Here is a 22900-nt window from a genome sequence, read left to right as displayed (position 1 = left end):
GAAGATGGGGAGGCAGGAGAGAGGAGACGAGGATTGAAGAGGGGAGGTTGCCCACGGATTTTCACGGATTGGCACGGATTGAAGAGGGCGAGATTGGGTTATGCGCTATGGATTATGCTTTCTTGCCATTGAGCTATCGAGCTATCTCGCTATCCAGCCATAAGAGGAAGAGCGCGGTTCCCGCTGATTGAAATCGGATTGGGGAGGGATTGAAGAGGGGGGATGTTGCCCACAGATTTACATGGATTGGCACGGATTGATGGGTGAGGTGGTGTCTGGGGGGGTTGTGTTATGGTTTTGGGCTTTTGTGGTGTCGGGTTATCCAGCAAGAAGAGGAAGAACGCGGTTCCCGCTGATTGAAAACGGATTTTCACGGATGAAAAGATTGTGGGATGGATGTCGGGAGGTGGGGGGAGGAAGATGTTGCCCACGGATTTACACGGATTGGCACGGATTGATGGAGGATGGTTGACCGGGGGGTTGTTTTGAGTTTTTCAGCTATTGAGCTGTCGGGCTATCTCGCTATCCAGCCATGAAGAGGAAGAACGCGGTTCCCGCTGATTGGGGATTGGATTTTCACGGATTGAAGACGGGGAGTTAGGAGATAGGAGTCAGGAGGAAGGGGACGGGGGATTGGGTGGTGGGTTGGATACCTGGCTTGGGTATGCGCGGGAGTATCGGGCGGCTTGCCGCCCGTTGGTTTGGAGTGAAGAAAGAGAAGATTGCTTATGCTCCGTATAGAGATACTCCTTTTAATATTTTTCTCCGAGTTCCTGCAGTTTTGCTTTGTCTTGGTGCAGCGCCGGGGGGATGGGGATGTTCATGAGGGTGCAGAAGGTTTCTATCCGGAAGCGCCAGTCGTGGTGGGTTATGGTTTGTCGGATGTTGATGCGGCGCTGCTCTTCGAGTTGGTCGTTTCGGGAGAGCAGTTGCGTGAGTTCTTCTGCGGCGGTTTCGGGGTTGTCGGATAGTTCGGTGGTCGCTCCGGGCCAGAAGAGCATGTCGTCGGCCATGCGGGAGACGGGCCGTTTGCCGGCGACTATGCAGCCTGAGAGAAGTGATTCGAGCCAGCGGCTGGTTACCATCATGGAGCGTGGCCGGTCGCCCTGGGGTTCGACGTAGAGGTGAAATGCGAGCGAGATGCGGGATCGGTGCAGCAGTTTGAAGAGCATGCCGCGTTCAGGACGGATGCCTGGCCCGGTCAGGTTGCCGAGGGGGGAGTGGAGGTAGAGGTGCGGCGATGATGCGGGATGAAAGCGTTGTGTGAAGCATTCGTGGTAACTCCGGGGTGTGCGGCCGAATCCGATGATGTCGATTTCGCGGTTATGGAGCTTTTGCGGTGCCCAGTTGAGCGCGTCTGTGCCTTGGTAGAGCTGGTGGACGGGTATGCCGTACCGGTCTCCGGGGTAGGCGATGTCTTCGTGGGCGGTGACGGTTATGGCGTCAAATTCGGCGGTTTCGCCGACGTATCCGGCATGGAAGTAGGAGTCGGTGACGAATGCGCAGATTTTGCCGAATTTTTTCCGGCAGTCGGCTATGGAGGCGATCATGCCGAGGTCTCCCGGGTTTCTGGCTATGACGATCAGCAGGTCGCCGCCGCTGGTACGGAGCGGTTCGAATGCGGTTTTGCCTGGGTGAATGAGCCGTTCCGGCCATTTGCCCGGAATGAGTTTCGGCGAGAGGCGTTCGGCCTGAAAGTAGCTGGCAAGGAGTTCTGCGAGTTCGTCGATTGCGAGCCAGCCGACGTGGGGGTTTGCGAGCCCGGCGTAGAGTATTGCGGTTTTCATTGCGGTGATGGTGTGGTTGTCGGGATGTTGCGCGGCCTATGGCTTCCGGCCTGTGTCGTTGTTGTACCGTTGTTCGTAATGCAGCTTGAGCCGGATGATGAATCCTGCGGCTATTCCTGCAAGGATGCCGATGTTGTTGGCAAGAGCGTTAAGGGCATTGAACGAGTCACTTGTGACGAACATGTGGATGGTTTCGAGCAGGTAGCCGAGCGAGCTCATGGCCGTAGATACCAGAAAGGCGGCTTTCCGGTCGCTGAGAAACGATATGGGGATGCAGGAGAGTACTGCGTAGAGTGTGATATGGGCTATTGTATCGAGTCCGGGTATACCGAAGGGGATGAGGCTTCCGGCAAGGAGCAGCAGAAAGCCGAGCAGCCAGTATCCCGTGAGTTTGCTGCCGCTGTTCCATTCTGCTTTTATGAGTTGCCGAAGATTCATTATCGGTTGCGGATGTGGTTGCTGTTTATCAGTTTATGAATCGCGATTGCGCCGCGCCCGGCGATGGTATGAACCGGGTACGGGGGAGCTGTATTTCGCCTTTTTTCAGAACGCTTAGTGCGGTTTCGGCAGGTGAAACCGCGGGCGCGCCAAGTTTTTGTTTGATCATCATGCTGATAAGTCCGCCGCTGAAGAGCATGTAGACGGGGTTGATCATGGCGTTGAGCAGATTGTCGATCATGTAGATTGCAAGAAAGACGGCCATGACCGCCGGTGCCGCCCAGTCGCTGTTTTTCCAGTTGTCGGCTCTGATGCGCATGATAAAGAGCATGATGGGTATCTGGATGGCGATGATGAGCGTCATGAGGCCGTAGATACCGTTCTGGCCGAGCGTGATAATCCAGAGTCCGTCGGCTATGCTGATGTCTCTTCCCTTGTCGTCGTAGACTCGCGAGCGTCCGTAGCCGCCCCATCCGAAAATGGTGCCTTGCATGGCTTTATCGATGAGGATGGTTTCGTTGTCGAAGCGAAACTGGAGCGATTGGGCGCGGTCGGCACTGAATTTTTCGGCTACGAAGCCTGAGAGGTTCGTTCCGTCCCAGTAGCCGGTCGTTCGTGTGACGACGTAGAGGTGCGGTATCGCTATGAGGACGGCCAGGAGCACCGGTTTTCTGATTCTGGTTGAGAGGTAGATGACCAGGAGGCCGATAACGAGCAGGACGAGGGCTCCTACCGATTGCATCATGATGGTTGTGAAGGCGAGGAACATGAGCAGGTATCGGGTGGGCACCGAGAGGATTTTCCGGGGGAGTTCGCCGGCGTAGAGAAGCCAGGTGCCGAGAAAGACGCCGAGCACCATCCACATGGAGGTCATGAGTCCGTGGTCCATATAGACCATGGGCCTGAATCCTCCGCCGTCGCGGAGAGTCTGGAGAAAGTTGTGCTGATGGAAGCCGTAGGTCATTCGGTGGAGCTGCGGGCTCATGATCAGTTCGAACCAGCAGAATGGGATGTAGACGATGCTGCCGATGAAGATGGCGAGCGCAAGCGTTTTCATGGCTCCGGTGTCGGTGAAGTAGATTCTTGCGACATAGTAGGGCAGTCCCCAGGTGATGCTCTGGTACATGGTTTGCGATAGTCCGTCGTAGGGGCCGAGGTCGTTGAATACCGAGGAGAAGAAGGGTGCGGTGCACCAGGCGAGCATCGGCAGATCGGCCGGGCTGAAGCGGAATTCCGAGAAGCGCTGTTTGTCGAAGATCCAGGCTCCGAGCAGAATGCCGACGCAGGTTGCCGTCGTTTTGGTATAGTCGGGCAGGGCGGGGAGATTGAATGCGGCAACCGGTAGGAACATCCATCCCGCGACGAATGCGACGGATGCTGCGGTGCGTGCCTTGAGCCGCGAAAAGAGGATCAGGACGATGGGAATCCAGCCGAACATGGCAACCGGAACCATGATATTTCCGGGTGCGCTACCCATGCGGCAGGTGCTTTGTGATGTTCAGGAGCGCGGCTCCCCAGGAGCGTTCGGGATCGCAGAACTGTTTGCCCAGTTGTGCGCAGGCTTGCTGTTTCTGTTCGTAGAGCTGCGGCGAGGAGGCAAGCCGGACGACGGCTTCGAAGTAGGCGACGGTGTTGTCGGGCGGAACTTCGATGACGGCATCCCTGACGTATTCGAGCGCCGGGCAGACCGATGAGGTGATGACCGGCCGGCCGGCAAGGATGGCTTCGGCGACGACTTTGTTGAAGCCTTCTTCGAAGGAGGTGCGCGTGGGCACGATGAATGCGTGGCTTTGCTCTATGTGCCGGAGCATTTCCGGACGGGCGCAGTAGCCGTGAAATTGCATGAACTGGCCGAGGCCTTGTTGGCGCAGGGCGTTTTTGAGGTTGTCGTCTTCGGGTCCGGTGCCGCAGAGATGCAGTACTATGCCGGTGTTGCCGGATTCGCGGAGCATCCTGGCGATGTCGAGCAGGTCGTAGATGCCTTTGGCGGTTTCCATCCGTCCGGCGTAGAGCAGGTTGAATGGTTTTGATGCCGGCGGCGGCGGTATGCTTTCGAAGGTCTCTTTCCGGTAGTGCGGAATGAAAGGGTGGACGGGTACGGTTTTTCCGCCGGTGATTTCAAGGAGCTGGCGCCGGACGTCTTCGGAGATGCAGAGTATGGCCGCGGCCTTGTTGCCGAAGAGGTTGCGGTTGAGCAGGGAAAGGAGTTTCTGCACGAGGGATGCTTTTCTGCTTTCGGGCCAGAGTGTGCAGTGCAGCGATGGTATGAGGTGCATGGATGCGGGCGCAAACCAGAGGAGGGGGAAGAAGTGCCCTGTCGCGTCGGCCATGACGAGCAGGTCGGCATCGGCAGCGACCGCCCGTGCGACTATCTCCCGCACGTAGCTTATCTGCTGGAGATGAAAGGCTATGCCTTTTTCAGGCGGGCTTTTGGGTTTGTTTTCGACCATGAACTGTTCGGTTGCGATACTTGCTTTTCGGGGACAGCATGATATGGCCACTCCTTTTGCTCCGAGGTTGCGGCAGAGGTCGAAAAACAGGGAGCTGTAGGTGACGGCAACCTGATTCGGATCGTCTTCTCCTTTCTGCCAGTGGGAAAAGGTGGTTACGATGTCTCCTGGCCCTGCGGCGTAGAAGAGGCATAGCTGCTTTTTTCGATCGGTTCCGTTTGTCATGCCTGGTTGGCTTTTTTTTGCCGTTGGTGTTTCGAGGCTGTTATTGACGAATTTTTGCCGGAATGCCTACTGCCGTGGCGTTGGCAGGTATGTCGTTGACGACGACGGCGTTGGCCCCTATGCGGGCGTGTGTGCCGATGGTGATGTTGCCGAGTATTCTGGCTCCTGCGCCGATATCGACATGTCCTTCGATGACCGGCACCCCGGTTGCGTCAACGGCTCCGATGGTGACCTGCTGAAAGATGAGGCAGTTGGGTCCGATTTTTGCTTCGGGGTGGATGACGATGCCGTTGGGGTGGGGGATGAGAAGTCCTCCTCCGATGCTGGAGTCCAACGGGATATCGGATCCGGAAACTGCGCTCCAGAAGCGGTGCTGCAGGACGGCAATGCCTTTGATGGTTTTTGAAAACGGATCTGTTCTGCGGCTGTATTTCTGGTAACGCCGCAGGGCGGCAAGCATTTTTTTTCCGGGCTCGAAACGGCCGGGCGTCGGTTTTTCCCTGCTCCAGTCCGGTTCTGTTGCCGATATCATTGCCGCGGTGTCTGGTTTGTCGATTGCCGTCACTTTGCTTTTTTTGATTTGCTGTTTTTCGGTTTTTTTATTGTCCTTTTTTTCAGGGTACTCTGTATGAAGGTGCCGGTTTTCCGGATGGTGTCGACTGCTTTGCCGAGGAGCTCGGTCGCCGGCGGGAGGTTTCTGACGAATTCTTCGATCTGCCGGGTGTTGATTTTGTTGAGAAATTCGGGTTGTTTTTCGAGCAGTTTGTCGATGCTGAGCGAGCGTATGCGTCCGCCGTGATTGAGTATGGGCGCGATTGCCGGTACGCCGAGCCGTACGAGGAGTTCGGCTGCGGCTCTCAGGTCGCGGTAGAATGTGCTGTTTGCCAGTGCGACAAGGACGATGATGTCGGCATGCGTCGCAAGGTTTTCGGTCAGGTCGCTTTCGCATACGGGAGCGGAGTCGATGCAGATAAGGTCGTAGTCCTCTGTTGCTTCCCGGAGAATGCTTTGGATCCTTTGCTGCGGTATGTTGCCTTCGGGTGTCGTTCCGGCGGCGATGACGTCCATTGAAAAGTCCGGCGATCGGGTGATTGCCGTTTTCCAGGACTGGGTGGAGGCGAGGATGTTGCACAGGCCTGTGCCGCCGGCGGGAATGCCGGCCATGTCTGCAAGGGCGGGGTTTGCGGTGTCGGCTTCTATGAAGAGTACGTTGGGGACGAGCGTCGATAGCGCCTGTGCCGTGTTCAGGGCGATGGTCGTGCATCCTGCTCCGGCGTCTGTTGCCGTGAAGAGGATGACGGAGGCGTTCTGCCGTTCTTTTTCGCATTGCAGTTTTACGGCGAGGCTTCGGATGGCTTTTGCCGCCTGGTGCGCCGGGTCGAGTGCCACGATCCGGGTAGAGGGCGTTTCGGGGTTTCCGACGGGAATGATGCCAGCGGGGGGGTAGCCGAATGCGTTGCTGATGTCTTCGGGCCTGCGGATGCGATTGTCGAAGAAGTCGTATGCAAGGAATATGCTTCCGGTGCCGCCGAATGATATGACAAGGAAAATAAGTAGCAGTTGCTTGATATTCGAGCCTGCCGGGTGATCGGGTTCCCGCGCCGCCGATTCGATGGAGATGCGAAGCGGGGCTTTGCCTTCGACTTCGAGTTCGTGTATGCGGGTGTCGATACGGTCGAGCAGTTCCCTTTTGTGTTTCAGGCGGAATTCGAGGGATTGGCCGAGGTGCATACCTAGAGAGATGCGTACGGCTTCTGTTTTGCTTTTGTTGAATATGTCGAGCAGTTCTTCTTCGGTGTTTCTGGCTTTTTCAAAATTGTGTTTTGCGACGATGCTCTCTTTGCGAAGGTCGTGATCGCGTTTTCCGTAGAGAATGGTGCGCGCGCTTTTGCGGATTTCGTTCTGCAGTTTGTTTTCGTAGTTCTGCATTGCTTTCATTCGCTCTTCGACGTAGATGCGGTCGGGGTTGCTGGCGGTCAGTCCGTCTGTGGAACTTCTGAGCTGCTGGAGTTGCTGGTAGGTCCATGAGCTGGTGAAGTCGAGCGACTGGTCGTTCATGACGATTTCTTCGACCATGGGGTCGAGCGAGAGGCTCTTAAGCTGAGCATTGGCGGCTTCCGTCGCTTTGTTCTGGTTTTCGGCTATAAGTCGGTCTCCGAGAATGCGGACGTAGAGGCGTTGCAGCTCTTCGTTGTTTTTGCTTGCAAGATTGTATTCTTCCGAAAAGGTGGAGGTGTAGATGTCTTTGGTGAGCGTATCGAGATTGCCTTCGATGGCGATGATTTCGTTGGTGAGCGCCTTTTTTTTGTTATTGAGGTAGGCAAGTCGTTCGTTGTCCTGCATTTCGGTATTACGGCGGACTTTTTCGAGAAAGACGTCCATGAAGGTGTTGATGAGCGGCGCAAGTCCTTCTTTTTTAGGGCTGGATGCTTTGATTTCGATGAGGTGCGTGCCGTTTACGGGGGCGACCTTGATGATGAAGCCGAGGATCGTCGCGCATTTGTCGGCGGGGAGCGCCGCTGGCAGAACGGCGGCTTTTTCGTCAGGGGTGAGTTTTTCGACCGTGTTTTTCAGGATGCCGAATTCCATCATCCGTTTTGCCTGGGTACGGGCGTAGTCCTGGTAGTAGTTGATGATGGACGGGTCTTCGGATTTCGTTATCAGGGACGGGATGACCGGGTCTATGCGCATCATCGCCGTTACTTCATAGTTCGGTTTTCCGATAAGCAGGACGAGGGGCAGGGTTATGGTAAAGAGAAAGGAGCCGATGACAAGGATCAGCAGGCCGTATCGGTTGATAAACCCTTTGATGTCAAGGGCTTTTGCCGGTTTGCCGTAGGGTAACGGTTCTTTTGCCTGGTGTTCGTTTATCATGTTTTCCTGCTTGTACTGATCGGGAAGAGGCGGAAGAGGGCGCCTGCTTTTTGTTTTTCGTCCTGTGTGAGCGCTATGAACCAGAGTATGGCGACGGTAAGGAGCAGGTAGAGCGTACCGCAGAGTGTGATGGTGGTGATGGCCGCAAGGCGGTTTTCCGCAGGAAAGATGGTTGTTGCCGTATAGACGAGCGCAGCAGGCCCGATCGGAGCAAGCGAGGGGATGAGCGTATGGCGTATGATTTCAGCGAAGGTGATCTGGAAGGTGTAGTTGCTTCTCCAGAAGAAACAGAGGGCGCTGGTTGCCGAACCTGCAGCAAGCGCGGCAGCTGCGCCGGTCAGTGCGTATGAGGCGATGGCTGCCGGGAGCCAGAGGAGCAGGAGGACGAGCTGCATGATCATGTATTCGAATTCCCTGCCGTTTCTGTCGATGCCGCGGAAGATCATGTTTGCCGGGCCGGTTGCGAGTTGGAAGGCGTATGCTATGGTGAGGCAGATCATGATGATTACGGCGTCATGGTATTGCGGTCCGACCCATGCGAAGATCAGCGAATCAGCGGAGGCTGCCAGAAATGCAAATATGGTGGTGCTGATGAGATTTGTGTAGCGAAGACCGTTGAGATAGAGCTGGCGGAGTTCTCCTTTTGCAAGCTGTTCGTCATGCCGTTGTTTCGAGCGGAGCATGAGGAACAGCGCGATTGCCGCGAGGGCAGACAGGATGGCTGCCGGGATTGCCGGAAAGGGCAGCTGTTGTGCGACCGAGGGCAGGAAGAGCAATGGTGTGAGGCCGATAGCGAACATAAGGAGCGCTATGTTGCCGTATGCGAGCATTCGCGCGGTCGGTGCGTTTTGTACCTCTTTTTCCCATGTCGCTTCGATATGGGAGGCTGCCGGAAGAAAGGGGCCGAATGCCGATTCGGCGACTTTTTTTGCCGTGAAGGGGAGCTTTCGTCCGATTTCAAGCATGCCGCCGGCTGCAAGGCCGAGGCCGGCGGTAACGAAAAGCCGGTCGAGCGCAGTAAGAAAGATGCCTCCTGCTCCGAGTACCTGGACTTTGCCGCCAAAAATAAAGAAGAGTTTGAGGTGGTCGCGGTTTACAAGTTTTGTCGATATCCTGAGCTCGGGAATAAGTTTTTTTGCGTATTTCCGGTAGCTGGTGGTTTCGAGGATTACTCGCAGTGCATAGGCATAGAGAAGCCCCATGATGCCGGATCCCCAGAGCAGCAGTATGATGATGGCGATAACTTCAACGAGCCCGGCAATGACTGCGATCTGTTTTTCTTTTGCAATTTCGTGCATGCCGGCGATGATGAACCTGAATCCGCCGAGTATGAGCTCGAGGCTGAAGACTATTGCCGTGCCGGTGAATATGGCTGATGCTGCGGCCTGTTCTTCGACCGCGATGCGAAAAATGCGGTGAACAAGGGGCATGCTGATGATGAGAACCGTGCAGAAGATGATGCAGAATGTGAGCATATAGGCGATGCCGGTGGAGAGCAGCCGGCTGATTTCTTCTTTTTTGTTTTCGGCTCGGTAGCGGGCGGTGTAGCGGATGTAGGTGGAGTTGACGCCGAATCCTCCCATGGATGCGTATGAGAGGATGATGAAGCAGAGCGACCAGAGGCCGAATTCGGTCAGGGTGAGATAACTGAGTATGAAGGGGGTGAGCAGCAGCCGGGTGACGAGGTAGATGCTGGTTGCCGCCATGCCTGACAGGGCGTTGCCTGCCAGTTTTTTTTTAACGGTTTCGTTGTTCTGCATGATGGCGGTCATTCGCTGGAATTGACGAAACCTTCCTGTCCCCAAAGCTTTTTACGCAGCTCCTGCATGAGGCCGAATGATTCGAAGTTGTCGATGCCGAGATTGAGTACCTGAAGGGCGGGGACGAGTTTTTCGAGGGTGTAGTTGAATTTTGCCATACCGCCCGGGCTGACGAAGATGATGTCTTCGGGCATGAGGGTATAGTTTTTTGCGAAGTCGCCCTTTTCGAGCAGATGTTTAAGATTGACGCTGATGACGTTTCCTTTGAGGTCCTGCTGGCGTATGATGAAGATTTTTTCGGGGTTTGCGCGTTTGTTCATGCCGCCGGCCAGCATGATGGCTTTGAGTACGTTCATGTTGCTTTTGAGCTGGATGGCTCCGGGGGTGATGACCTCTCCCATGACGTAGACCATTTCGTCTTCCGCTTCGGGTATGAAGATGACGTCGTTGTTCATGATCGATGCGTTGAGTGCCATATTGCCGTTTTTCAGGAGGTCCTGGAGGTCTATCCAGATGACGGTGTCGTTGCCTCGGATAATGGCGCATTTGGTGAGGAAGGTCTCTTTTCCGTGGTAGGGCAGGCCTCCTGCGAGAGCAAGGGCTTCGAGCAGGGTACCTCTGCCGGGAAAGTTAATCACGCCGGGTTTGGTGACGCGGCCGAGTACGAAGGCTTTGTTGTTGTGGAATTCCTGTACCCGTATGGTGACTTCGGGTTTGATGTAGAGCACTTCGAGCTTTGAGGTTACCATCTGCTGAATTTCGGCCGGCGTCCGGTAGAGTACGTTCATGAGGCCTATTCGGGGTACGGCTATGTTGCCGTCGGGCGAGACGATGATGTTTTCCTGCGATAGTTCCGGTCGGCGCCATACCTGGATGTTGATTACATCGCCAGGCCCGAGCCTGTAGCGGAACTGTTCGGACGGGGTGAGTTCCCTTACGGCGGAGGGGGTGGCGAATTCCTGCATTTTTTTTGGTATGTCAGCTTTAAAGGCTTTTTCCGGCTGTTGTACGGGCAGGGTGATTTCGCGCGGTGAGATGCTGCTGCAGGATGCGAGGAGCAGCAGGATAAGCATGGCGTGCAGGCTCACAAGGGTATGGGCGAGGCGCGATGAGGGGTTGCCGCTGCCGGGTTTGCTCTGCTGCATAGGATTCGGGGGAGACGCGGTTGCCGGTGTTGCTGTCCTGAATTGATGCAAGAAGCGTGCCTGAGTGGCGGTGATTATTAACCTGTTGTATTATTGGCTGATATGGCTTTTCCTGGGTTGTTCCCCGGCTCTCAAACAGCAAGTTGCGGGCAGTTGCTCTCTCAGGTTGAGAGAGCGGCGGCGCGTTGGTTCGTTCAGGTTTCGGGTGCGGTTTTTTTCGGGATGATGCGTGCGGGTATACCGACGGCTATGGAGTTGTCGGGAACGTCGGCGATGACGACGGCGTTGGCGCCGATGTCGACGTTGTTGCCGATGGTGATGTTGCCGAGTACTTTTGCCCCGGCCCCGATGTTGACGTTGCTGCCGATTTTCGGGGCGGCTTTTTCTTCGATGTTCTTGAGGCCGATGGTGACGCCGTTGCGGATGACGCAGTCGTCGCCGAAACTGGCGTAACCGCTGACGACGATGCCGCCGAAGTGGTCGATGCGGAAGTTTTTTCCTATGGGCACTTCGCAGGGGAGCTCGATGCCGGTGAGTATCTGCACACTTTTGTAGAGCAGCTTGTAGAGGAGCGAGAAGGGTTTGCGCAGGATGGCGTTGGGAATGGTGTAGCGCCAGCGTCCGAAGCGGTAGACCGCCATGGCCCAGAATCCCTGGCTGCTCCAGTCTCCGCGGTAGGTTTCGAGGTCTCGGCGTATGTTTGCGAAGGGTTTCATGGGGTTTACCAGGGGGTTTGCGGCGAGAGCGTGCCGAGTTTGGTGTCTTTGAGGGAGCGCATGATCTGGCTGATGGTGGCCGATGCGGCGGCTTTTTTAGCGTCGGCTCCGGGCGAGGGGATGAGGTTTTTCAGGTAGCGCAGGGCGTGCCAGCCGAGTTCGACGCCGGCGCTTGCAAGGAGCAGGATGATGCCGTGGTTTTTGCGGTAGTAGAGCCATTCGCTGCGCATGCGGAAGGAGAGTACCTGGGAGGCGCCTTCGTCGTAGGTTTTGTCTTTCCGGGTTTTGCTGCAGGCGCCGCCGATGTGCATGACTTCGGCGTCGGGGATGAACCAGATGCTCCAACCAGCTTGTTTTGCGCGGAGGCAGAGGTCGGTTTCTTCGTAGTAGATGAAGAAGCGTTCGTCGAATGCTCCGATTTCGTCGAGCATTTTTTTCCGGACGATGGTGAATGTGCCGGGTACCCAGTCGACTTCGAGCGGGTGGTCGTGCGCGAATCCTCCGAATTCGTGCCTGTTGAGGATGGGGGAGCCGGGATGCTTCGCGCTCAGTCCGGAGAGGGTGAGGAGTTTGGAGAGGGGCGAGGGAAATCGTCGGGCCGAGGGTTCGAGCCTGCCTTCCGGAGAGATGATTTTTCCGCCGCAGAGTCCGCATCCGGGGTTGCTGTCCATGAAGGCGACGGCGTTGGAAATCGATGAGGGGCCGACGTAGGCGTCGGGGTTGAGCAGGACGATGTAGCGTCCTTTTGCCTGCCTGAATGCCTGGTTGTTGGCGGCTGCGAAGCCGAGGTTGGCGTTGTTGGCTATGAGGCGGACCTGGGGAAAGGTTTCGCGGACCATCTGCGCCGAGTCGTCGCGGGAGTCGTTGTCGACGACGAAGACTTCCATGTCGATGCCGCCGCTTCCTCTGTAGAGGGCTTCGAGGCAGTTCCGGAGGATGTCTCTGGTGTTGTAGCTGACGATGACGATGGTGATCATGGGTTCAGAGCTGTTTGGTCATGGTGATGACGTTTTCGCCGTTTTCCCGGCAGATGGTGACGGTGTCCATGAGGGTGCGGATGAGCATGAGCCCGTATCCGTGCTCGGGATAGGTTTCGATGTCGGGTTCGGGCGTTTCGGCGCTGAAGGGGGCGTTGGCATCCCGTATGGCGACGGTGAGCTTTCGCTGCTCGATAGTGAAGGTGATGGTGATATTCCTGGTTCCCTGCATTCTGTCGCCGTAGTTGACTGCGTTGGTGAAGGCTTCGCTGACGGCAAGTTCGAAGGCGTGGGAGAATTCCCAGTTGCCGGCACCTGCGTTGCAGGTGTCGGTGAAGAGGCTTGCGGTATTCGATGCCGTCTGCGAGGCCAGCCGGGAAAAGCGAATGTCGCCTGGCAGGGTGAGGGTGATGACGCTGTTCATTGGCTTTTCCTGAGCGTTGTTGCGTAGTCAATCGCAGCGGCTGTTTCGTCGAAGATGTGGAAGAGCCTGACGGTGCCGGTAATGTCGAAGACCCTGCGGACTTTCTGGTTCATGCAGGAGAGCAGCATGTTTGCGCCGGATTCCTCTTTCCGGCGCGCGGCGCCGATAATGGCGCCGAGGCCGCTGCTGTCGAGAAAGTCGAGGCGGGCCAGGTCGATGACGATGGTTTGCGTCGGGTCGGAGATGGCCTGGTGCCGTTGCAGTTCCGGCGCTGTCGAGGCGTCGATGGTGCCGCAGAGTTCGACGATGGTTATTCCGGAGGAGAGCGTTTCGGTGATGGTCATGTCGGGTTCCTGTAGTGGATTCGGTTGATAAGCGCCTGTATGGTCATGCCGATATCGCCAAGGGGGGTGCTGTGCAGGGCGTGATAGCGTTCGACGATTGCCGCGTCGCTCTCAGTGGCTGCCCAGGCTTCCGTTTCGGCATAGCTGAATACGGCTGGCCTGCAGTCCGTGCCGGCATGGTTTGCGGCGCGGTTTTCGTGGGTTCTGCTGCCGATGATGGCGAGTCTGCCGGTCAAGACGCCGGGAAGCAGCGGGTAGCGGTCGAGGGAGAGCGCCGATGCGATGCTTTCTGCAAGCCCTGCATTGGGGATTGAGTGGCCGTCCTGCCATTTGCCCCGGAGCCTGAGCAGGGGGTAGAGGATGGCGAAGGGAATGCTGAGCAGCAGGAGAAGCAGGGCTGCGGCAAGGGCGTGAACGATTTTTCTCCAGAGTACCAGGGCGGTGGCTCCGCCGTTTATGCCGGCAAGCAGGTGGGGGTCCTGCATGGCCAGCGTGACGCCGCTTTCTGGGTCGATGAGGGTGTTTTTCGATGCGATGCGGCCTTCGATTTCGAGTTGTTCGCCGATATAGGTGTTGTCGAGGATGATGCTCTCTTTTATGGTGCTTCCTTTGTCGATGATGACGTTGCTGCCGATGATGGCCGAGGGGCCGATGACGGCTCCCGGCAGGATGCGGACGTTGTTGCCGATGCTTGCGGGTTTATGGATTTGTGCGGTTTTCGAGATGGTTACGTTTCTGCCGATGGCACAGCCGGGTTCGCCGCCGTAGCCGGGCAGAACGTAGCGGGATGAGCCGGTTTCGAGGGTTGTCATGGCGATGCGGCAGTAGCTTTTGAGGTCGTCGACGGGGGTGAGCCCGACGGGCGGCAGGGGCTGGTCGGTCAGGGAGGGTTCGGGCGGACCTGCCAGGGTGATGCTTCCTCCGGGGCAGGATGCTATGGCGCCGGCGGAGTCGATGGATGCGAGGCTGCGGTAGTCGAGAGTTTTGTCGTAGTCGATGAAATTGTAGCCGCTGAGAATGATGGTTCTTCCGGTGTCGCAGAATTTACGGTTTTTGCGGAGCAGCTCCTGCTCTTCGTCCGAGGGGTGCAGGTTCGAGTAGGTGAGTTCGATGCCCCAGCGGCTTCCGTTGCTGCAGTATTCTTCGATCTGCGAGAGAGGGCCGTCTGAGAGCAGGCGGATTTCGCGGCATCCTGCGAGGATTGCGAAGTCGATGAGGTATTCGACGAACGGTTTGTTGCACAGGGGCGCGAGCAGGGGATGCGTGTCGGGGAGGGTTTCGCGCATCCAGGCGCAGTCGGCCTCTTTTATGGCGATAAGCGTTTTCATCGTTCTTGTATGGCGGTCGGAGTTGCCCCAAACGATGCGGCGGCTTCGCCGGCGTTTGAGAAAATCGAGAAGAGTTTTCTTGCTTTGGTGAGATCGAATACCATGGCGACTTTGGGCGTGAGGCCGGCAAGACGGAGGTCGCCGTTGTTTTCGAGCGAACGGCGCAGGCAGCCGACGATGGCGCCCAGACCGCTGCTGTCGATGAAGTCGAGTCGGGAGCAGTCGAAGACGAGGAAGGGTGTTTTCGTCTGCCAGTCGGCGGAGGCTTTCTGCAGCGGAGCGCTGCCCGATGCGTCGAGCCGCCCTTCGAGTTCTGCGATGCCGACGGTAATGCCGTTTTGGGTGTCGAGCCTGAATTTCATGGTTTGTTGTTTTTTAGTATGCTCCTCTGCCCGTAAGGACAGCGGGTATGGTTTTCAGGAGAAGACGGATGTCGCTCAGGATGCCGGCGCTTTGTATGTACTGGAGGTCGAGCCGGACCTGGTCGGTGAAGGGAATGTCGCTTCTTCCGCTGACCTGCCAGAGGCAGGTTATGCCGGGTATGACGTGCAGCCGTTTGCGCTGTTCGAGGGTGTATTCGGCAACTTCCCGGGGGAGCGGCGGACGCGGCCCGACGAGGCTCATGTCGCCTTTGAGCACGTTAAAGAGCTGGGGCAGTTCGTCGATGCTGAATTTTCGGATGATTCTTCCGACGCGGGTGATTCGCGGGTCTTTTTTCATTTTGAAGATGACGCCTGCCTCGGATTCGTTCTGCGCCGCAAGCTGATCCTTGATTTTATCGGCGTTCATGATCATGGAGCGGAATTTGTAGAACCTGAAGTGGCGTCCGTCCTTGCCGACGCGTATCTGGGTGTAAAAGACCGGGCCGGGGTCTTCGATGCGGATTGCGAGCGCGGTGAAGAGGAAGAGCGGAAAGAGGGCGATGATGGCTGCCGTGGAGACGGCGAGGTCGAGCAGCCGCTTCATGAGGTAGGAGAGGCTGACGGTGGTTTCCCAGAGGGCGACTTTTATCCTCCTTTTCATGAGAAGGGAGGGGTTGATGGTGCCGCTGAGCTGACGGATAAGCTCTTTGCGTACGGTTGGGTCGAGTTCCATGGCGGTTCAGGTGTTGCTGCTCCTGGTGACGAGTTTCCATTTCATGACGCGGTAAAGGAAAAGCGGGTTGCCAATGACGTATCGTTTCCACATCCGCCCTGGTTCCTGCATGATTCTGTAGATCCATTCGATGCCGATTTCGCGCATCCAGCGTGGCGCGCGGCGGATGTTGCCGGAGTAGAAGTCGAAGAGTCCGCCGACGCCCATAAGGAGGGCGGGGCGCAACTGGCTGCGGTGGCGGTGGATCCATTTTTCCTGTAAAGGGGCACCGAATGCTACGAGGAGTATCGATGCTCCCGATCGGTTCACGTCGTCGATGATGCGGCTGCTTTCGGTTTCGTGGTTGAAATAGCCGTCGGAGGTTCCTGCGATGGCGACGCCGAATTCTGCCTGGATTTTTTCGGCTGCCGCTTCGGCGATGCCTGGTTTTCCGCCGAGCAGATAGATGGAGTGTCCTTCTGAGGCGGCCATCCTGCAGAGGTATGGGAGCATGTCGGTGCCGTTGATGTTCTCTTTGAGCGGGCTGTGCAGGAGTTTGCCGGCAATGATGAGCCCTATGCCGTCGGGGAAGATTCTGTCGGCGGATTTCAGTACGTCGTGGTAGTCGCGGTCGCCGGCCATTTTGTTCAGGCAGTCGGGGTTGACGAAGCAGATGGTCTGCTGGCGGTTGTCGCGGAGTCCTGCCTGCATGAGCGAGACGGCTTCCTGCATGGTGATGTTTTCGATGTCAAGGTCGAGCAGCCGGAAAACCGGTTCCGGTTCGATGGATGTTTCGCTGTAGAGCATTGCCGGGAGCGCCCTGAGCAGGAGCAGCAAATCATAGGATGGGCGTTTGTTGAAGATGTATTCCCATTCGATTGCCTGGCGGCCTTCGTGGGCGATTTTGCTTGTGCTGCGGATCTCCCAGAGGGAGATGATGCCTGGTTTGATCATGCTGAGGTATGCCTGTTCGGCATCGGGAACGGGACCGTTCCAATCTCTGATTGCGGTTCCTGCGAGCGCAAGACGACCGGTCAGGAGTTCGAGGAAGAGCGGCAGGTTTGCCATGCGGCCATCGATGCCGCTGAAGGTTCGGATGGTGATGGGTTGGGCTTCTTTGCCATATACGGTGCGTTTTGCAAAGACCGGTTTTCCGGCCGGAAGCCTTGTGAGGAGTCGGATGATCAGTACAGGAATGAATATTGGAATGATTATTCCAAGTGCGACGATGAGTTCGACAGCTCTTGCTGCGATTTCTGATATGGATGAAGCAGTGCGGAGTGCCAGACTTGTTTTCCAGCTTCTTCCTGCGCCCCTGCGTTTTCTGAGGCGTTTTTCCAGATTTTGCGCATTTTTTATATCGGGTTTCATGGTCTTGCTGCCGCCGTTCTTCAGGGTGTGGTTGATGATGTTGTCGGCAAAGGCAAAGAATGTTCCGTAGCTTCCGAGGAAGATAAGTCCTGCCGAACGGAGTTTTTTTTCGTTTTCATCTTCGATGTCGCGCGTGAGGCAGATCATGTTTTCGGGGGAGAATTTCTGCCGAACCCGGTCGAGGAGCCCTATGCTGAGTTTTTCGGAAAAGCTGTCCGTCATGACGGCAAGCCTGAATGGTTCTTTGCCGGGTCCCGTTATGTTGAGTTCGTCGGGCGTTTCGGCAAGGGTGACGTGGCTGAAGGTGTTTTCGAGCAGCCTGCAGATGTCGCCGACCTGTTCTTTTCTGCCGAGGATGACGGCTTTGGCTCTGCCGGCGGTCCCGGGCGGCTTGTTGAGCATGATGCCTGCCGATTGGTGCATGGGGGCTTGTTTATGGTTGTTGACGCAATAAAAGTGCCAGTACGTCCCTGATTTTCATAAAGCGTTGCCGGAATTGCCGTTCGGGTTTTTTCCCGTTCGAGGGAAAGTTGCGGGATTCTGTCAGGTTGCGAGAGTCGTTTCCTGCGGTCTCTCAGGGAGAGAGGGGGGCTGAGTGCTGAGTTGCGAGTACGCAGTTGGGGACGTTGTTTTGCAGCTCAAATTGCTGTTGAACAGCCTTATTGCAGGCCGGTTACGGAAGAGCTTGAAGGGTTGAGGGGAAGAGGTTGCCGGCGGATTGGAAGCGGATCAGCACGGATTGGCGCCTGAGTTGTTCAGCTTTGCTGAGCAATTCAGGCTCGGTTATTTTGGGGAGTGAGAGTGCGGCACCCGCGGATTGAGGAGCAGATTTTCGCGGATGGAGAGATGTTAGAGGGGAGATGAGTGGTTTGGGGGGAATAGTTGAGCTGGAAAACAACGTCCCCTACTGATAAGTGCTGCTCATATACTGTAGAGCTTGATGCGGCGGTAGAGGGTGGCTTCGCTGATTCCGAGGAGCCGGGCGGCTTCGCGGCGGTTTCCGGTTGTCTGGTTGAGGGCTTTGCGGATGGCTTCTTTTTCGTGGTAGGCCATGCTCGAGGGCTTTGCGGCCGGCTGGGTTTCGGGGCCGGGGTTGAGCGGTATGAAGAGGTCGCAGGGTTCTATGATGGTTCCTCTGGAGAAGGTGAGGGCGCTTCTGACGATGTTTTCGAGTTCCCTGATGTTTCCGGGCCAGTCGTAGCTCGATAGCGCGTCGATCGCGGAGCCGGAAAGCGTTTTTTCGGCGTAGCCTTCGCCGGCGAATTTGCGGGCGAAGTGGGTGAAGAGCTGGGGAATGTCGCCGATGCGTTCTCGCAGGGGCGGGGCGTACATGGTGATGGCGTTGAGCCTGTAGTAGAGGTCCTGGCGGAAGGTTCCTTTTTTTACGGCTTCTGCGAGGTTGCAGTTTGTGGCTGCTATGATTCGGATATCGACCGGATAGAGGGTGGGCGATCCTACCGGTTTGACGGTGCGTTCCTGAAGGGTTCTGAGGAGTTTTGCCTGGAGCGAGAGCGGAAGTTCGGCTATTTCGTCGAGAAAGAGGGTGCCTCCGTCGGATGAGCGGATGAGACCCAGGGTGCTGCGGTCGGCGCCGGTGAAGGCTCCTCTGGTGTGGCCGAAGAGTTCGCTTTCGATGATGCTTTCGTTGATTGCGGCGCAGTCAACCGGCATGAATATTGCGCTGCTGCGGCTGCTGTGGGCGTGGATGGCGCGCGCTATGACCTCCTTTCCGGTGCCGCTTTCGCCTTGCAGGAGAACGGTGGTGATTGTCGGGGCGATTTTGAGGATGATCTCTTTGAGCTTCCGTATTTCCCTGCTGCCGCCGATCAGTCCGTCGTAGTGGAATTGTTCTGCGTCTGCTGCGGAGTTCCGTTGTCCGTTCTGGCGCGCCGGCGTGATGAGAAGGTTCCTGAGCTGAGGGGGCGTGAGCGTCTGGAGCGCGTGGAAGGTGTTGAGGAGTTCCTGCCAGACGGAGAAGATCATGATTTTTACCGAGGGGTGGCGTTCGAGCATGCGCCGGATGGAGAGGTCGGGGGTCTGCGTTGCGGCGTCGAGAACGGCGAGCACGAGGTTCGGCGGGGTCTGTTTTATCCGTTTTTCCGCTTCCTCGGGAGTGTCGGCGAAGATTGTCCTGAGATGGTTTTCATCCCGGCCGAAGGGGGCTGGCAGCCGTCGTTCGGCCTGGCTTGCGATGATGAGTATCGTCAGGGACATTGGCGTATGGGGTGGTTTAGGGGTTATGGTGCTTTCTGCCGTTGTCAGTCGCTGATGCGGATGACGATGCAGGTGACGTCGTCTTCGAAGCTTTCGGAGCTGCGGAAGCTGGTCAGTTCCTTTGTGATCGTGTCGATGATGCCGTCGGCGGAAAGAGCGGCATGATGCTCGATGAGGGAGGTGAGCCGTTCGATGCCGAACATGTTGCCTTCGGGAGAAAGGCTTTCGGTGATGCCGTCGGAGTAGAGGGCGAGGAGGTCGCCTTGTTCTACGGTAAACGATATTTCGCCGTATTCTTCGTGCTGTTTCATGCCTAAAGGGAGGTTTTCGCCTTTGCGCAGTATGCAGCGGCCGGTTCGCGATTGCAGGTGGATGAGCGGGTTGTGTCCGCAGTCGATCATTGTGCATTGCCGCTTTGCGAGGTCGAGGCGCAGGGAGAGCAGCGTTGCGAAGGTGCCGAGTTCGATGAGCTCATGGATGCAGCGCTGGTGCACCAGGGTGAATAGCTGTCGCAGGGTGGGCAGCTGGTGTGTTTCGTTCCGGTGCTGTGCCAGGGTTTTGAGAAAGAGCGATTTGAGGCCGGCTCCGACAAGTGCCGATTGTATGCCGTGGCCCATGACGTCGCCTATGAGAAAATCGGCGTGCAGCGGGCTGTAGACGATGAATTCCGTGAAGTCGCCGTCGAGATGGCCTGAGGGCTGCATGAGCCGGCTTATTTCGACGCCTTCGAGCGTGAGCGGTATGGGGCTCTGCAGCAGCTTTTTTTCGATCTGCGATTCGAGTTCTTTCTGCATCTCTTCGTAGTGCTGCCGGCTTTTCTGTTCTTCGATACGGGTGGTGATGTCTCGCGCGATGATGACGCTGTGTGGGCCGTTTTCGAGGTGGACGCGGCCTTTCGAGATTTCGAGGGGGAGCGTCGTGCCGTCGCTTCGGACGCCTTCGGTTTCGAGTACTCGGCTGCCGTCGGGCGCTGCGTGCGACTGCAGGTCGATTTCAGAGGGTTGAAGCGGAACGAGTTCGATGAATCGCTGGCTTTCGTGCGTGGCCCTGTTGTAGCGGAAGATGTTTTCTGCCGCGATGTTGCGGTAGACGATGGCGCCGCTTTCGTCGAGCATGAAGACGGCGTCGTGCGCGGCGTCGTTCATCGAGCGGAACTGTTCTTCGCTTCGTTGGAGATCTGCGGCGAGTTTTTGAAGGGTCTGGTTGGCTTCGACGAGCTGGCTGTTTTTTCTGGAGAGTTCGTCGAAGAGTTCCTGGCGTTCAGTTCTGAGCCGGTAGTAGTCTATGGCGTCGTTGATGATGGTTCTGAACGAGTCGGGTTCGACGGGTTTGGGTATGAAGCGGAAGACTTCACCGGTGTTGATGGATTCGATGATCTGGTCGATGTCCTGCGAGCCGCTGAGCATCATGCGGATGGTGTCGGGGTTTCGCCGTTTGATTTCGCTGATGAGCTGGAGTCCGCTCATGCCGGGCATGCGAAGATCGGATACGATGATGTCGACGGGGGTTTCGTCCATGATGGAGAGCGCCGCCTGGCCGTTTTCGGCAAGGAGTTTCCTGTATGTCTCTTTTCTGAGAAAACGGTTGATGGAGCTGAGTATGTCAGGTTCGTCGTCAACGAAGAGTATGGTCAGTTCTTCCCGGTTTTTCATGGTTCGTGTATTTCTTTGCGTGCGTTCAGCGGGAGGGTTATGGTGAATGTCGAGCCTCCTGAGGGGGGGCAGGTTGCGGAGATCGTTCCTCCGTGTTTGCGGGTTATGATGTCGTACGAAATGCTCAGGCCGAGTCCGGTGCCTTTGCCGGGTTCTTTTGTGGTGAAGAAGGGTTCGAAGATGCGGCTTCTCGTTTCGGGGGGAATGCCGGGACCGTCGTCGGAGACGGTGCAGATGACATCGTTACCGCTGCATGATGTGGCAATGGTTATGTTTCCTTTGTTCGCGCGTTTCTGCGATGCTATGGCATGTGCACTGTTGATGATGAGGTTGAGAAAGACCTGGTTGATCTGTTCGGGGTTGCAGGAGACCATCGGGATTTCCTGCAGGTCGGTTTCTATTTCGGCATGGTAGCGGTATTCGTTGCGTGCGATGATGAGCGTGTCGCGTATGCCTTTGTTGATGTCGAACTGCACGCGCTGATCGACGGCGTGGCGGAACGAGAAGTTCCTCATGCTGCCGATTATGGTGCTGATGCGTTCGAAGCCTCTTTCCGATTCGTCGAATATGACGGGAAGGTCGTCGAGGAGATGGTCGATGGAGAGCTGATTTTCGAGTTTTTCGAGTTTCTGCAGCTCTTCGGGCGATGGCGGCCGGGTTTCGGCGGAGCGGATTATGGCGCGGTATGCTTCGAGGAGGAGCCGGAGGTCGGTTACGTCTTCCTTGAGCGATGCGAGGTTGATTCTGAGAAAGTTGACGGGGTTGTTTATTTCGTGGGCAAGTCCTGCGGCAAGCTGGCCGATGGATGCGAGTTTTTCCTGCAGGACCATCTGCTGATGGGTGATTTCGAGTTCCCGGGTTCGTTCTTCGACCCGTTCTTCGAGCGTCTGGTTGAGCTCCATGAGCTGCAGCTCGCCGCGTTTGCGTTCTGTTATGTCGAGCCCGATGCCACGCAGGCCCGAGGGCTTTCCGTTACGGATGATCGGCGAGCTGTAGATGAGGATGGGAAAGGTAGAGCCGTCTTTTTTCAGGGCTGTGTATTCGTGATTGTCTATCGGGGTGTTCGATATCGAGCTGGCTATCGCGGTTCGTATCCGTTCCTGATCTTCGGGCGCGAATAACCTGAGGCAGCTGAAATCGTTCTGAATTTCATCTTTGCTGTAGCCGAAGAGCTCCAGGCCTGTATGGTTTGCGAAGGTAATGTTGCCTTTATTATCGGTTTCAAAGAGTGGCTGGGGGATGAGGTCCGCGAGTTCCTGGAAGCGTTGTTCGCTTTCGGCAAGGGCTTCCTGCTCTTTTTTGCGGAGCGTGACGTCCTGCTTGATGCTGATGAAGTGCGTTATGGTGCCGTTCGTATCGGGTATCGGGCTGACGATGCAGTGTTCGGTGTAGAGGTCGCCGTTTTTTCTGCGGTTTACGATTTCTCCCTGCCAGATTCTGCCGGATTCTATGGTTTTCCAGAATTTGCTGTAGAACGCTCTGGATTGCCGCCCTGATTTCAGTATGCCGATGTTTTTGCCTCTGGCTTCGTCTTCGGCGTATCCGGTGATGGTCGTAAAGCCGGGGTTGGTGTATTCGATGATGCCGTTGCGGTCTGTGATGGCTACGCCGAATGGGCTTTCTGTTATTGCTGCCGAGAAGAGCCTGACTTTGCGCCGGAGTTCGAATTCGTTGAGGGCGTTTTTCAGCGTTATTTCAAGCCTGCCGGGTTCGACGGGTTTGAGCAGGTAGGTGTAGGCGCCCAGTTTGAGCGATTGGATGGCCTGTTCGATGTCGCTCGATCCGGATATCATGATGACGGGAAGCACCATGTTTTTTTCGCGGATGTAGTCGAGGATTTCGAGGCCGTTTTTACCGGGCATGTGAATGTCGAGCAGCAGGAGGTCGATGCTGCGGGTGTTGAGCAGTTCGATGCATGCGTCACCGTTATCGGCCTGGATGGTCTGGTAGCCGAGTTTCTGGATGATATGCACTACCAGCGTCCGCGAAATGGCGCTGTCGTCAACAACGAGCACGGTTTTTGCCGAATTTTCAGCAGACAGGAGCTTTTTTTCCATATGGAGGCAGTGTCACGACGTTCTGTACCTGGGGGGCCATGATCGTTCTGAAATCCGTAAAGGC

The 22900-nt window shown here is 56.6% G+C and carries 19 protein-coding genes; all 19 read right to left on the bottom strand.

Annotation, left to right across the window (positions count from 1 at the left end; genetic code table 11):
* Window positions 1-752: 752 nt before the first annotated feature.
* The 19 genes from K4305_RS05310 to K4305_RS05220 all read right to left on the bottom strand — a co-directional run bounded on the left by K4305_RS05310 (window position 753) and on the right by K4305_RS05220 (window position 22836).
* Window positions 753-1787, bottom strand: coding sequence for a glycosyltransferase (locus K4305_RS05310; protein ID WP_331561361.1), 1035 nt, complete (start codon window positions 1785-1787; stop codon window positions 753-755).
* A gap of 36 nt (window positions 1788-1823) precedes the next feature.
* Window positions 1824-2225 carry a hypothetical protein gene (locus K4305_RS05305; RefSeq protein ID WP_331561360.1) on the bottom strand — a complete coding sequence of 134 codons (402 nt, stop codon included), beginning with the start codon at window positions 2223-2225 and terminating at the stop codon, window positions 1824-1826.
* A gap of 28 nt (window positions 2226-2253) precedes the next feature.
* Window positions 2254-3702: a hypothetical protein gene (locus tag K4305_RS05300; RefSeq protein WP_331561359.1), complete on the bottom strand. Its 1449-nt coding sequence runs from the start codon at window positions 3700-3702 to the stop codon at window positions 2254-2256.
* Window positions 3695-4900 (bottom strand): glycosyltransferase family 4 protein, encoded by a 1206-nt coding sequence (locus K4305_RS05295; RefSeq protein WP_331561358.1) that lies wholly within the window; start codon window positions 4898-4900, stop codon window positions 3695-3697. The genes K4305_RS05300 and K4305_RS05295 overlap by 8 nt, the downstream gene beginning before the upstream one ends.
* A gap of 40 nt (window positions 4901-4940) precedes the next feature.
* A complete protein-coding gene (locus K4305_RS05290) occupies window positions 4941-5432 on the bottom strand; it encodes a serine O-acetyltransferase (RefSeq protein WP_331561357.1) in 492 nt (163 codons plus the stop codon).
* A gap of 29 nt (window positions 5433-5461) precedes the next feature.
* The gene (locus K4305_RS05285; protein WP_331561356.1) at window positions 5462-7774 is read right to left on the bottom strand and encodes a GumC family protein; all 2313 of its coding nucleotides are present in this window, start codon (window positions 7772-7774) and stop codon (window positions 5462-5464) included.
* Window positions 7771-9546, bottom strand: a complete 1776-nt coding sequence (locus K4305_RS05280; protein ID WP_331561355.1) for a lipopolysaccharide biosynthesis protein — start codon at window positions 9544-9546, stop codon at window positions 7771-7773. Before K4305_RS05280 ends, K4305_RS05285 begins: the two co-directional genes overlap by 4 nt.
* Entirely contained in the window at window positions 9543-10679 is a 1137-nt protein-coding gene (locus K4305_RS05275) for an SLBB domain-containing protein (RefSeq protein WP_331561354.1), read from the bottom strand. Before K4305_RS05275 ends, K4305_RS05280 begins: the two co-directional genes overlap by 4 nt.
* Before the next feature lie 194 nt (window positions 10680-10873).
* Window positions 10874-11395, bottom strand: a complete 522-nt coding sequence (locus K4305_RS05270; RefSeq protein WP_331561353.1) for a serine O-acetyltransferase — start codon at window positions 11393-11395, stop codon at window positions 10874-10876.
* A gap of 5 nt (window positions 11396-11400) precedes the next feature.
* On the bottom strand, window positions 11401-12372 hold the full coding sequence (locus tag K4305_RS05265) for a glycosyltransferase family 2 protein (protein ID WP_331561352.1): 972 nt from the start codon (window positions 12370-12372) through the stop codon (window positions 11401-11403).
* Window positions 12373-12376: 4 nt separating this feature from the next.
* On the bottom strand, window positions 12377-12796 hold the full coding sequence (locus tag K4305_RS05260) for an ATP-binding protein (protein WP_331561351.1): 420 nt from the start codon (window positions 12794-12796) through the stop codon (window positions 12377-12379).
* Window positions 12793-13140, bottom strand: a complete 348-nt coding sequence (locus K4305_RS05255; protein ID WP_331561350.1) for an STAS domain-containing protein — start codon at window positions 13138-13140, stop codon at window positions 12793-12795. The genes K4305_RS05260 and K4305_RS05255 overlap by 4 nt, the downstream gene beginning before the upstream one ends.
* On the bottom strand, window positions 13137-14468 hold the full coding sequence (locus K4305_RS05250; RefSeq protein WP_331561349.1) for an NDP-sugar synthase: 1332 nt from the start codon (window positions 14466-14468) through the stop codon (window positions 13137-13139). Before K4305_RS05250 ends, K4305_RS05255 begins: the two co-directional genes overlap by 4 nt.
* On the bottom strand, window positions 14465-14830 hold the full coding sequence (locus K4305_RS05245) for an STAS domain-containing protein (RefSeq protein ID WP_331561348.1): 366 nt from the start codon (window positions 14828-14830) through the stop codon (window positions 14465-14467). The genes K4305_RS05250 and K4305_RS05245 overlap by 4 nt, the downstream gene beginning before the upstream one ends.
* 13 nt (window positions 14831-14843) lie before the next feature.
* Window positions 14844-15563, bottom strand: a complete 720-nt coding sequence (locus tag K4305_RS05240) for a sugar transferase (protein WP_331561347.1) — start codon at window positions 15561-15563, stop codon at window positions 14844-14846.
* A gap of 6 nt (window positions 15564-15569) precedes the next feature.
* Window positions 15570-17336: a WecB/TagA/CpsF family glycosyltransferase gene (locus K4305_RS05235; RefSeq protein WP_331561346.1), complete on the bottom strand. Its 1767-nt coding sequence runs from the start codon at window positions 17334-17336 to the stop codon at window positions 15570-15572.
* Between the two features lie 498 nt (window positions 17337-17834).
* Entirely contained in the window at window positions 17835-19127 is a 1293-nt protein-coding gene (locus tag K4305_RS05230) for a sigma-54 dependent transcriptional regulator (protein ID WP_331561345.1), read from the bottom strand.
* Between the two features lie 44 nt (window positions 19128-19171).
* A complete protein-coding gene (locus K4305_RS05225) occupies window positions 19172-20779 on the bottom strand; it encodes a SpoIIE family protein phosphatase (protein WP_331561344.1) in 1608 nt (535 codons plus the stop codon).
* Window positions 20776-22836 (bottom strand): PAS domain S-box protein, encoded by a 2061-nt coding sequence (locus K4305_RS05220; RefSeq protein ID WP_331561343.1) that lies wholly within the window; start codon window positions 22834-22836, stop codon window positions 20776-20778. Before K4305_RS05220 ends, K4305_RS05225 begins: the two co-directional genes overlap by 4 nt.
* Between the last annotated feature and the right edge of the window lie 64 nt (window positions 22837-22900).

This window comes from Chlorobium sp. (assembly GCF_036528655.1).
Lineage (GTDB): Bacteria > Bacteroidota > Chlorobiia > Chlorobiales > Chlorobiaceae > Chlorobium.
The sequence above is the reverse complement of the archived record's forward strand: the minus strand, read 5'-3'. Positions and strand labels throughout refer to the sequence as shown.

What these genes read in the sequence shown, in the direction of transcription:
- K4305_RS05310 (WP_331561361.1), bottom strand. Translation starts at nt 1,787, where the DNA reads ATGAAAACCGCAATACTCTACGCCGGGCTCGCAAACCCCCACGTCGGC.
- K4305_RS05305 (WP_331561360.1), bottom strand. Translation starts at nt 2,225, where the DNA reads ATGAATCTTCGGCAACTCATAAAAGCAGAATGGAACAGCGGCAGCAAA.
- K4305_RS05300 (WP_331561359.1), bottom strand. Translation starts at nt 3,702, where the DNA reads ATGGGTAGCGCACCCGGAAATATCATGGTTCCGGTTGCCATGTTCGGC.
- K4305_RS05295 (WP_331561358.1), bottom strand. Translation starts at nt 4,900, where the DNA reads ATGACAAACGGAACCGATCGAAAAAAGCAGCTATGCCTCTTCTACGCC.
- K4305_RS05290 (WP_331561357.1), bottom strand. Translation starts at nt 5,432, where the DNA reads ATGATATCGGCAACAGAACCGGACTGGAGCAGGGAAAAACCGACGCCC.
- K4305_RS05285 (WP_331561356.1), bottom strand. Translation starts at nt 7,774, where the DNA reads ATGATAAACGAACACCAGGCAAAAGAACCGTTACCCTACGGCAAACCG.
- K4305_RS05280 (WP_331561355.1), bottom strand. Translation starts at nt 9,546, where the DNA reads ATGACCGCCATCATGCAGAACAACGAAACCGTTAAAAAAAAACTGGCA.
- K4305_RS05275 (WP_331561354.1), bottom strand. Translation starts at nt 10,679, where the DNA reads ATGCAGCAGAGCAAACCCGGCAGCGGCAACCCCTCATCGCGCCTCGCC.
- K4305_RS05270 (WP_331561353.1), bottom strand. Translation starts at nt 11,395, where the DNA reads ATGAAACCCTTCGCAAACATACGCCGAGACCTCGAAACCTACCGCGGA.
- K4305_RS05265 (WP_331561352.1), bottom strand. Translation starts at nt 12,372, where the DNA reads ATGATCACCATCGTCATCGTCAGCTACAACACCAGAGACATCCTCCGG.
- K4305_RS05260 (WP_331561351.1), bottom strand. Translation starts at nt 12,796, where the DNA reads ATGAACAGCGTCATCACCCTCACCCTGCCAGGCGACATTCGCTTTTCC.
- K4305_RS05255 (WP_331561350.1), bottom strand. Translation starts at nt 13,140, where the DNA reads ATGACCATCACCGAAACGCTCTCCTCCGGAATAACCATCGTCGAACTC.
- K4305_RS05250 (WP_331561349.1), bottom strand. Translation starts at nt 14,468, where the DNA reads ATGAAAACGCTTATCGCCATAAAAGAGGCCGACTGCGCCTGGATGCGC.
- K4305_RS05245 (WP_331561348.1), bottom strand. Translation starts at nt 14,830, where the DNA reads ATGAAATTCAGGCTCGACACCCAAAACGGCATTACCGTCGGCATCGCA.
- K4305_RS05240 (WP_331561347.1), bottom strand. Translation starts at nt 15,563, where the DNA reads ATGGAACTCGACCCAACCGTACGCAAAGAGCTTATCCGTCAGCTCAGC.
- K4305_RS05235 (WP_331561346.1), bottom strand. Translation starts at nt 17,336, where the DNA reads ATGCACCAATCGGCAGGCATCATGCTCAACAAGCCGCCCGGGACCGCC.
- K4305_RS05230 (WP_331561345.1), bottom strand. Translation starts at nt 19,127, where the DNA reads ATGTCCCTGACGATACTCATCATCGCAAGCCAGGCCGAACGACGGCTG.
- K4305_RS05225 (WP_331561344.1), bottom strand. Translation starts at nt 20,779, where the DNA reads ATGAAAAACCGGGAAGAACTGACCATACTCTTCGTTGACGACGAACCT.
- K4305_RS05220 (WP_331561343.1), bottom strand. Translation starts at nt 22,836, where the DNA reads ATGGAAAAAAAGCTCCTGTCTGCTGAAAATTCGGCAAAAACCGTGCTC.